Source organism: Streptomyces sp. NPDC002790 (genome assembly GCF_040295505.1).
In the GTDB taxonomy this organism is placed as follows: Bacteria; Actinomycetota; Actinomycetes; order Streptomycetales; family Streptomycetaceae; genus Streptomyces.
In genome coordinates, this window is the sequence record NZ_JBEOVM010000173.1 from 1 (window position 1) to 9,268 (window position 9,268).

Here is a 9,268-nt window from a genome sequence, read left to right on the forward strand (position 1 = left end):
CCGTCCCCGGGGCTCCGCCCCGGACCCCGCGCCACAATCGCCGGCGGGGGGTGATTGGCAAGCCCCGCCGGCGATTGAGGCGGCCCGTCCGGCAGGACTTGATACTCGAGCCCGTCCGGCGGTTGAGGACCTTCGGGAAGGGGCGGGGTGGGGAATTGATCAGTCGGCAGGGGTGACGCAGGGGCCCTTCTTCCACCACTCCGGGAGCATGGCGATGGCCTCGTCGCCCAGCGGATTCACACCCGGCCCCGCAGCCAGCGAGTGCCCCACCAGGACATGCAGGCACTTCACCCGGTCCGGCATGCCACCGGCGCTCGGAAAGCCCTCCAGGACCTCGATGGCGTCCCGGCGGGCGATGTAGTCCTCGTGGGCCGCACGGTACTGACGCGCCAGCTCCGGGTCCGTCCCCAGGCGCTCCGTCATCTCCTTCATCACGCCATTGGCCTCGAGCGTGCCGATCGCCGACGCCGCACGCGGACACGTGAGGTAGTACGTCGTCGGGAACGGAGTGCCGTCCTCCAGACGCGGCGCCGTCTCAACCACGTCCGGGTTGCCGCAGGGGCAACGGTGCGCGATGGCGCGCAGGCCGCGCGGCGGGCGCCCCAGCTGCTCCTTGAACGCCTGGATGTCGGCGTCCGTGGGCGCGGTGGGCTCGGTCTGCGGCGGGGGCGTTTCCATCGCTCGGGTGTTTCCTTCAGTGATCGTCAGTTGTCGACAGAGATGGTCAATTGTCCGCCTGGTCGGCCTTGTCGACGCCGTCCCAGACGTTTGAGTACCAGGGGCGGTCCTCCGCGCCCTGCTCGGCGCGCTCGGCGGCAGCGGTGCGCTCGCTCGGCACCACGTAGCCGGTCTCGCCCGGCATCACCATGTGCAGGCGCTCCCGGATGCGCTGCTCGGCGAACGCGTCGTCCTGCCAGCGGGCCTTCTGGTCGCGCAGCTTGTCGACCCGCTGCTTGGCCTCCTGCTGCTGGCGCTGCAGGTCCTCGATCTCGCCGCGCTGCGATACGTACTGCCTTATCGGGTACGCCAGCGCGACCACGAGGGTGCACAGGACGAGGGCCAGCAGGGCCGCGCGGCCCGTGAGCCGGGAGCGGCGGGCCTGCCGCTTGCTCTGCGAGCGGTAGACGCGCTCGGCGGTCTGCTCGCCCAGAACGCGCAGGCGGGTGGCCGTCGAGAAGCGATCTCGGGAGTCCCTGTCCCGCACCTTTCCGGGCATCGCCTGCTCCCGCCTCCCCGCTCACGTACGTACGTCCCCGCACACGGTACGGGACCGAGTGCGGGGACGTACGGAACTACCGGCTCACGCGGGGGCCGGGTTCAGCCCTTGAAGCGCGGGAAGGCCGAGCGACCGGCGTAGACCGCCGCGTCGTCCAGGATCTCCTCGATGCGCAGCAGCTGGTTGTACTTGGCGACACGCTCGGAGCGGGCCGGGGCGCCGGTCTTGATCTGGCCGCAGTTGGTGGCGACGGCCAGGTCGGCGATGGTGACGTCCTCGGTCTCGCCGGAGCGGTGGGACATCATGCACTTGAACCCGTTGCGCTGGGCGAGCTCGACGGCGTCCAGGGTCTCGGTCAGCGAACCGATCTGGTTCACCTTCACGAGCAGAGCGTTCGCCGAGTTCTCCTCGATGCCGCGGGCCAGGCGCTCCGGGTTGGTGACGAAGAGGTCGTCGCCGACGATCTGGACCTTGTCACCCAGCTTCTCGGTGAGAACGTTCCAGCCGGCCCAGTCGTCCTCGAACAGCGGGTCCTCGACGGAGACGAGCGGGTACGCGGAGACGAGCTCCTCGTAGTACTCCGTCATCTCGGCGGCGGAGCGCTCCTTGCCCTCGAACTGGTACTTGCCGTCCTTGTAGAACTCGGAGGCGGCGACGTCGAGCGCGAGGGCGATCTGCTGGCCGGGAACGTAGCCGGCCTCCTTGATGGCCTCGAGGATCAGGTCGAGGGCCTCACGGTTCGAGCCCAGGTTCGGGGCGAAGCCGCCCTCGTCGCCCAGGCCCGTGGCCAGGCCCTTGCTCTTCAGGACCTTCTTCAGCGTGTGGTAGACCTCGGCGCCCCAGCGCAGGGCCTCGGAGAAGGACTCCGCGCCGATCGGGGCGATCATGAACTCCTGGATGTCGACGTTGGAGTCCGCGTGGGATCCACCGTTCAGGATGTTCATCATCGGCACCGGGAGAAGGTGCGCGTTCGGGCCGCCCAGGTAGCGGAAGAGCGGCAGGTCCGACGCCTCGGACGCGGCGTGCGCGACGGCGAGGGAGACGCCGAGGATGGCGTTGGCGCCGAGCGAGCCCTTGTTGTCGGTGGCGTCCAGGTCGAACATCGCCTGGTCGATCAGGCGCTGCTCGGTGGCGTCGTAGCCGACGAGCTCCGGGCCGATCTGCTCGATGACGGCGAGGACGGCCTTCTCGACGCCCTTGCCCTGGTAACGGTTGGGGTCACCGTCGCGGAGTTCGATGGCCTCGAAGGCACCGGTGGAGGCACCCGACGGGACGGCCGCACGGCCGGTGCTCCCGTCGTCGAGGCCGACCTCGACCTCGACCGTGGGATTGCCTCGGGAGTCCAGGATTTCCCGGGCTACGACGACGTCGATGGACGGCACGAGCATCTCCTTCTGGGATGTGACGAAGCTTTGCGGGCACCGTCGGACAACGGGTCCCGCATCCCCGAGCGTAACCGGCCCGAGGGCATCGGCCATCCGAACGCCCGTCTTGTGGACAACGCCGTTAGCGAAATGTTCCTTAACGGAACAAAAACAGCGACCTCCCTCCCGGCTGCGCCGGGAGGGAGGTCGCCGAAGTGAGCGGCCCGTGGGGACGGGGTGCGGCGGGGCTCGGCGTCCGCCGATGCCGAGCCCGTACCTGGTGGCCCTGTGCGGGCCTGGTGGCCCCTGCGCGGGGCCGGACGGTCTTAGCTGAGGTGCAGCTGCTGACCCGGGTAGATCAGGTCCGCGTCCTTGACGATGTCCTTGTTCTTCTCGAACAGCTTCTGCCAGTTCGAGTCGTGCGCCTCGGCGATCTTGCTGAGGGTGTCGCCGGTCTTCACCTTGTACTCGCCGTCACCCTTCTCGACCTTGTTACCGGTCGGGGTGGTGACGGTGTCCTGCTTCGGAGCCGCCTGCTTCGGGGCCTCCTGCTTGGGGGCCGCCTGCTTCGGGGCCTCCTGCTTCGGCTGCTCGCGCTGCTCGGAGCGGTCGGCACGCTGCTGCGTGCTCTGGGTGTCCTGCTGCTGCGAGGACGAGTCGTCCGCGCCACCCTCGTTCGGGGTGGAGGACAGGCCCGAGCCGCAGTTCGGCCAGGCACCGTTGCCCTGCGAGGCGAGAACCTTCTCGCCGACGGCTATCTGCTGCGCCTTGGAGGCCTGGTCGGCGGTGGAGGCGTACTGCGAGCCGCCGTAGGCGGACCAGGTGGAGGACGAGAACTGCAGGCCACCGTAGAAACCGTTGCCGGTGTTGGTGGACCAGTTGCCGCCGGACTCGCACTGCGCGACCTGGTCCCACTCGGACGTGGTCGCGGCGGAGGCCGAACCGGCACCCATCAGCGGCACGGCGACGGCGGCAGCGGCGACTCCGCCGAGCGTGGCGACGCGAACGGCCTTGGAGGGGCGGCGGTGCTTGTTGTTGCCGGAAAACAGCATGGAGATATCTCCTCACCGACGCCTGCGAGGTGAGCTGTCGGGTTCGGACCAGTGAGTGTCCGGCAGACGCATCCTTGTGCGCTGCTTAACCCCAAGCCCGTCCGGTCTCCCGGAAGGGCGGCTTACCTGGGTCCCCCGCTCCTGCCTACGGCGCTTACGCGTCGACTGTTCCCGTACGGACGTTGGCAGGATTCGGCGTGACGTCCATCGGGGCCCGCTGAAGCGAGCGGTCACGAACGTAAGCGGTCGATCCGTCCGATTTCAAAGTCGATCAGGGGCTTTGAGACCCATGTCTCACTCGATCGACATCGGACAAAGCCCCCTCAAACGGCCCGAACTCCCGCTACCTTTTGCCCGATCCGTCCCCAAGATCCAGGCTCTGACCAGGAAGGATGAGGTCTGGGTCGGTACCTACCGTCTCCTTGTTCCGCTCGTAGAGCGCGTCCCATCCGCCGTGCACGTCCTGAGCCTTCGCGATGTCCCAGAGGTTGTCGCCGGCGTGCACCTCGTACGTGTCGTCGCCGCGCTTCTCGTCACGCGAGGCGTGACGCCCCTCTCCCGTACGGGAGTCGGAACCGTCGTCACCGGCACGGTCTCCGCGGTGGCGGCCCGCCGTGGCGTCGTCCGACGCGGCACCGTCACCGTCACCGGAGGGGGAGGCGGACGGCGAGGCCGTTTCGGAGGAGGAGGAGGCCGTGTCGTCGCCGTCAGAAGGTGCGTGGGACTTGTCACTTGAGGGGGACGGGGAGCCCTCGGCGCTGCTACCGGAGGTATCGCGCGAGGGGTCGGCCGACGGCTCGTCCGACGCGTCGGAACCCTCACCGCCGTCGTGACCCTTGTCTCCCGAATCGGCTGAATCGGTGGAGCCCGCCTTGTCGGCGTCGTCGTCCGACTTGTTGTCGGCATCGGTGTCCGACGGCTCGGACGCGGAATCGGATGCCGACTCGGACGGCTGCGGCGACGCGGAGACGCCCGGATCGACCTCCGCCGAGTCGTCGCCCTTGGTGAGGTCCGCGGTGAGCGAGCACATCGGCCAGGCACTCACACCCTTGGCGTCAAGAACCTTCTCGGCGACGGCTATCTGCTGCGAGCGGCTGGCCTGGTCGGCACGCGGGGCGTAGTCGAGCCCCCCGTACTGCTCCCATCTCTCCTGCGTGAACTGGAGGCCGCCGTAGTAGCCGTTACCGGCATCCAGGCTCCACTGCCCACCGCTCTCGCACTCGGCGAGCTTGTCCCACGCCTGCGTGGTCGCGGCGCTCGCGCCGCTCGCGGCGAACAGCGGGATCGCGATGGCGCTGCCGGCGACTCCGGCGGCGACGACGAGAGCAGGGGCCTGGCGGGGGCGACGGTGTCGACCGTTCCCGGAGAGCATGCGGTTGCCTTTCGCGAGACTGATGCTGCTACGCGCGACGGGTGGTGCAAGTGGTGCGGGTTGTGCATGTGTCGCGATGATCCGTGAACGTAGCTGCACTCGAACGCCTGTCACAAGTCGATGCAGCGAAGATCACGTGAATGTCACATTGCTGACGGCCCGTCAGTTCCGGCGGGGTTCTGACGCGTCGTGAACTCCACCGGGAGCGTGCGCAGTCCACGCATGATGAGCCCGCCACGCCACCGCAAATCGTCAGGTTCCACCGCAAGTCGCAGGTCCGGGAGGCGCGTCAGGAGCGTGCCGAGGGCGGCCTGTCCCTCCAGGCGCGCGAGCGGGGCGCCGAGGCAGTAGTGGATGCCGTGTCCGTACCCGAGGTGCTGGTTGTCGCGGCGGGAGAGGTCGAGGGTGTCGGGCTCGGTGAAGCGCGCCGGGTCGCGGTCGGCGGCGGCGAGCACGACGAGAACCGGGTCGCCCGCACCGATCTCCACGCCGCCGATGGTCAGCGACGCCCTGGCGAACCGCCACGTGGCCATCTCCACCGGCCCGTCGAAGCGCAGGAGTTCCTCGATCCCCGTCTCCAGCAGGCCCGTCTCCCCTGCCGCGATCGACCTCTGCAGAAGCCCCCTCTGCTCGGGATGCGTGAGCAGGGCGTACGTGCCGTTGCCGATCAGGTTGACGGTCGTCTCGAACCCGGCGAAGAGCAGCACGAAACACATGGCCGCCACCTCGTTCTCCGTGAGGTGTTCGCCGTGGTCGGAGGCGCGGATCAGGTCGGAGATCAGGTCGTCCGTCAGGTCGCCGCGTTTGCGGTGGATCAGGTCGACCAGGTACGCGCGGATCCGCTTCACCGCGCGGCCCACTCCGCCGCGGGGGCCGCCGCCGTGGCGGATCATCATGCCCGCCCATTCGCGGAAGTCGTCCTGGTCCTCGCGGGGGACGCCGAGGAGGTCGCAGATGGCGTAGATGGGGAGGGGGAAGGCGAAGTCGTGGATGAGGTCGGCTTCGCCGTTCGCCGCGAAGGCGTCGATGAGGTCGTCCGTCAACTGCTGGACGCGTGGCGCGAATTCGGCGACGCGGCGTGGGGTGAACGCCTTCGAGACGAGGCGGCGCAGGCGGGTGTGGTCCGGCGGGTCGATGTTGAGGAGGTGGGTGGTCAGCTCGGCCTTGCGTTCACCGGGGATACCCGTCTTGCCCTTGGCGTGGCTCGGCTCGTCGTGGTGGTCCGCGTTCTTGCTGAGCCGTGGGTCGGCGAGCGCCTGGCGGGCGTCCGCGTACCGGGTGACCAGCCAGGCCTCGACGCCGCTCGGCAGCGTGGTGCGGTGCACGGGGGCGTGCTCGCGCAGCCAGGCGTAGGCGGGGTACGGGTTGCCGGCGAACTCCCAGCTGAAGAGTTCGGGGGCGCTGGAGGGAGTGGGGCTCTCGGTCACCACCTGACCGTAACCGGCCCTATGAGGTGGTGAGCCCCTCGGTCGTGCGTACCGCGTCCCGGTAGGCACGGGCGGCGGCTCTGAGTGCTGCCTCCGGGTCGACGCCTTCGGCCTCGGCGCGCAGGGCGAGGGTGAGGAGTTCGTAGCCGATGTCGTCTCCCGTGGGCACCGGGACGTCCAGGTTCGCCGTGCGTACCCGGGAGGCGAGTTTGGCGGCGAGGGCGAGGGACGGCTGGCCGAGGGGGACGCCGTCCGTGACGGAGGCGCGGCGCTTGGACTCGCCCTTCTTGCGGAGCCAGATCTCCCGGACCTCCTCCGGGGTCGCGGCGCTCTCGTCGCCGAAGACGTGCGGGTGGCGGTGGATGAGCTTGTCGACGATGCCGCCCGCGACGTCGTCGATGGAGAAGGGGGCCTCTTCCTCGGACTCCGCCGAGGCCTCCTCGGCGATGCGGGCGTGGAAGACGACCTGGAGGAGTACGTCGCCGAGTTCCTCGCGCAGTTCGTCGCGGTCGTTGGTCTCGATGGCCTCGACGAGTTCGTAGGCCTCCTCGATGGCGTACTTGGCGAGGTCCTCGTGGGTGCGCTGCTTCGACCAGGGGCATTCGCGGCGGATCCGGTCCATGACCTGGACGAGGTCGAGGAGGCGGGCGCCGGGCAGGTCGTAGGAACCGGGGAGCAGTTCGAGGTTCGGCATCTGTTCGCGGCCCGAGCCGGCGAGCCGCGCCAGGCCGTCCGTGAGCTGCCGGTCGCCCTCGGCGGTGGCGAGGACGACGAGTGTGCGCCCGCCGTCGGCGCAGCGGTCGACGAGCTCGCGGGCGGTGGGCGCGGCGATCGTGACCTGGACGCCCGCGTCCTTCACGTACGGCAGCTGCGGGTGCGCGGCGTCGGCGCACAGCACCTCGTCGGCCGTGCGCAGCGTCTGCCAGGCCTGCCAGGAGAGGAGCCCGGGGGCGACCCGGTGGCTGGTGGTGAGCAGGACGACGCGGCCGGCGGTGTCGCCTGCGGCGGCGGGGGCGTGGTGGTCGTGCGCCTCGGGTTCGTTCACCCCTCGAACGTAACGCAGGCCACTGACAACCCCGCCTCCCCCGGGTCTACGCGGTCTGCTGCTGGGCCGGGGCTTCCTTGGTGATCTGTCGCAGCCAGGGTGTCTTGGCGTCGACCCGGCTGTTCTTGGTGACGTCCCAGGTCCCGTAGCGGGGGTTGAGGTCGACGTTCAGCTCCTTGGAGGCGCTGGTGAGTGCCTTCCAGAAGACGGCCTTGCCCTGGGGGGTCTGCATGTCGGCGCCGAGCGCGGTCGACAGCTTCTGCGCCTCGATCTCCGTGCGCAGGCTCTCGGTGAGCCGCTTCGGCGGGACGTTGTACTGCTGCAGCCAGGCGACCTCCAACTGCTCGGAGCCGCCCGCCTGTTGCTCCAGGCCGGAGCGCATGCTCTGCATCTCCTTGCGGGTGACGGAGATGTCCGCGTCGGTGGCGGCGCGGTGCAGGACGCGGTCGAGGACCATCGTGTGCAGTGTGTTGCGGGTGAGGCCGCCGGTCTTGGCGATGGCCTGTTCGTACTGGGCGGAGTCCTTGGTGGCGGTCTGTTGTGCGTCCCGCACCTCGTTCACCCGGTTCTCCAGCTGCGAGACGGTGATCCGCTGGCCGCCGACGACGGCCGCGGCACCGGGGTGCGCTTCGCTGCCGCAGGCGGTGAGGGCGGGGACCGCGGCGATGGCGGCGGATAGAGCAACTACGGTGCGGCGGCTGTTGCGGCGGTGCAAGGTGGGGCCTCCCTGCGAGCAGTTTGTGCTTCGGTGCACAAAGTCCGGCGTTGATCGATGTTAGGCAGTGACCGCTTGCTAGGCCACCTATTCGACAACGATTCGCCAGGAGTTGAGGTACCGGAGTCGGCAGGACGTACCCGGGATCAGCCGCGTACCTGGCCCAGCCACTGCAATGTGCGGCGCACTTCCGCGGGGAACGGGTGGCCGGGTCCGTGCAGCCGTTCGGCGTCGTGCAGCAGTCGGGTCAGCGTCTCGTGGGCGGCGCCTCTGTCGCCCACGGAGAGCAGCAACTGGCCGATGCGGCGCCGTACTTCGAGGGCGAGCACGGTGAGTGTGCCGTCCTGTTTGACCATGACGTTCCGTGGCTTGAGGTCGCGGTGCACGATCGGCACCGCGTGCACGGCGGAGAGCACGGCGCACAGTTGCGCGGCGACGGCGACCGCCCAGGGCCAGGGGAAGGGGCTGTGCTCGGCGAGGTCGGCGCCGTCGATGTACTGCATGACGAGGTACAGCTCGTCGCCGTCGCTGCCCGCGTCGTGCACGGTGACGAGACCGGGATGGTCGACCTGGGCCGTGACCCGGCATTCGCGCAGGAAGCGGCGGCGCAGCTCGTCGGCCTCGGCGCCGGCGACCCGGTCGGGGCGTACGAGCTTCACGGCGACGCGGCGGTCGAGGCGCTGGTCGTACGCCGTCCAGACCTGGCCCATGCCGCCCTGGCCGATGAGCGTGGAGAGTTCTTGACTTGCATCCCCGCCCTGAAGGGCGGGGATTCTGGCCTTCCGCTTCCGTTGCTGTGCAGCTACGCGGCACAGGGTTCGGGCGGGAATCCTTGGCTTCCTGTTTCTGCACGTGGTGCCGGACGTGGTGTCCCGGTCTTACCTACGCTCCGCAGGCTGTCACCGCACAGTCCGGCGGCCTTCTTCACGTTGATCGCGGCGTTGACATCCCGGTCGTGGACCGCGCCGCAGGCAGGGCAGGTCCATTCCCGCACGTCGAGGGGCTTGGGCCCGTCCTTGGTGCCGCAGGTCGAGCAGGCCTGGCTGGTCGGCTCGTACCGGCCGATCCTGATCAGGG

The 9,268-nt window shown here is 69.5% G+C and carries 9 protein-coding genes, 1 pseudogene and 1 riboswitch; all 10 genes and pseudogenes read right to left on the minus strand.

All coding sequences use genetic code 11. The features are described 5' to 3' along the window. Positions 1-159: 159 nt before the first annotated feature. Positions 160-678, minus strand: a complete 519-nt coding sequence (locus tag ABT004_RS34895; protein ID WP_351345337.1) for a DUF501 domain-containing protein — start codon at positions 676-678, stop codon at positions 160-162. Positions 679-724: 46 nt separating this feature from the next. Continuing rightward, a complete protein-coding gene (locus ABT004_RS34900; protein WP_351345340.1) occupies positions 725-1,216 on the minus strand; it encodes an FtsB family cell division protein in 492 nt (163 codons plus the stop codon). Between the two features lie 101 nt (positions 1,217-1,317). Next, complete coding sequence (gene eno / locus ABT004_RS34905) at positions 1,318-2,598, minus strand: phosphopyruvate hydratase (RefSeq protein WP_351345343.1); 1,281 nt, start codon at positions 2,596-2,598, stop codon at positions 1,318-1,320. A 308-nt stretch (positions 2,599-2,906) separates the two neighbouring features. Continuing rightward, positions 2,907-3,632 (minus strand): transglycosylase family protein, encoded by a 726-nt coding sequence (locus ABT004_RS34910; protein WP_351345346.1) that lies wholly within the window; start codon positions 3,630-3,632, stop codon positions 2,907-2,909. Positions 3,633-3,636: 4 nt separating this feature from the next. After that, positions 3,637-3,795, minus strand: a riboswitch (cyclic di-AMP (ydaO/yuaA leader). 180 nt (positions 3,796-3,975) lie between these two features. After that, positions 3,976-5,004 carry a transglycosylase family protein gene (locus tag ABT004_RS34915; protein ID WP_351345349.1) on the minus strand — a complete coding sequence of 343 codons (1,029 nt, stop codon included), beginning with the start codon at positions 5,002-5,004 and terminating at the stop codon, positions 3,976-3,978. A gap of 143 nt (positions 5,005-5,147) precedes the next feature. Further along, a complete protein-coding gene (locus tag ABT004_RS34920) occupies positions 5,148-6,431 on the minus strand; it encodes a cytochrome P450 family protein (RefSeq protein WP_351345352.1) in 1,284 nt (427 codons plus the stop codon). A gap of 19 nt (positions 6,432-6,450) precedes the next feature. Continuing rightward, positions 6,451-7,476 (minus strand): nucleoside triphosphate pyrophosphohydrolase, encoded by a 1,026-nt coding sequence (locus ABT004_RS34925; protein ID WP_351345355.1) that lies wholly within the window; start codon positions 7,474-7,476, stop codon positions 6,451-6,453. Between the two features lie 46 nt (positions 7,477-7,522). Continuing rightward, on the minus strand, positions 7,523-8,191 hold the full coding sequence (locus tag ABT004_RS34930; RefSeq protein ID WP_351345358.1) for a SurA N-terminal domain-containing protein: 669 nt from the start codon (positions 8,189-8,191) through the stop codon (positions 7,523-7,525). A 188-nt stretch (positions 8,192-8,379) separates the two neighbouring features. Next, a pseudogene (locus ABT004_RS34935) lies at positions 8,380-8,964 on the minus strand (serine/threonine-protein kinase); the annotation flags it as partial. A 29-nt stretch (positions 8,965-8,993) separates the two neighbouring features. After that, positions 8,994-9,268, minus strand: a 275-nt coding sequence (locus ABT004_RS34940) for a zinc ribbon domain-containing protein (protein WP_351345361.1), incomplete at its 5' end; no start/stop codon positions are given.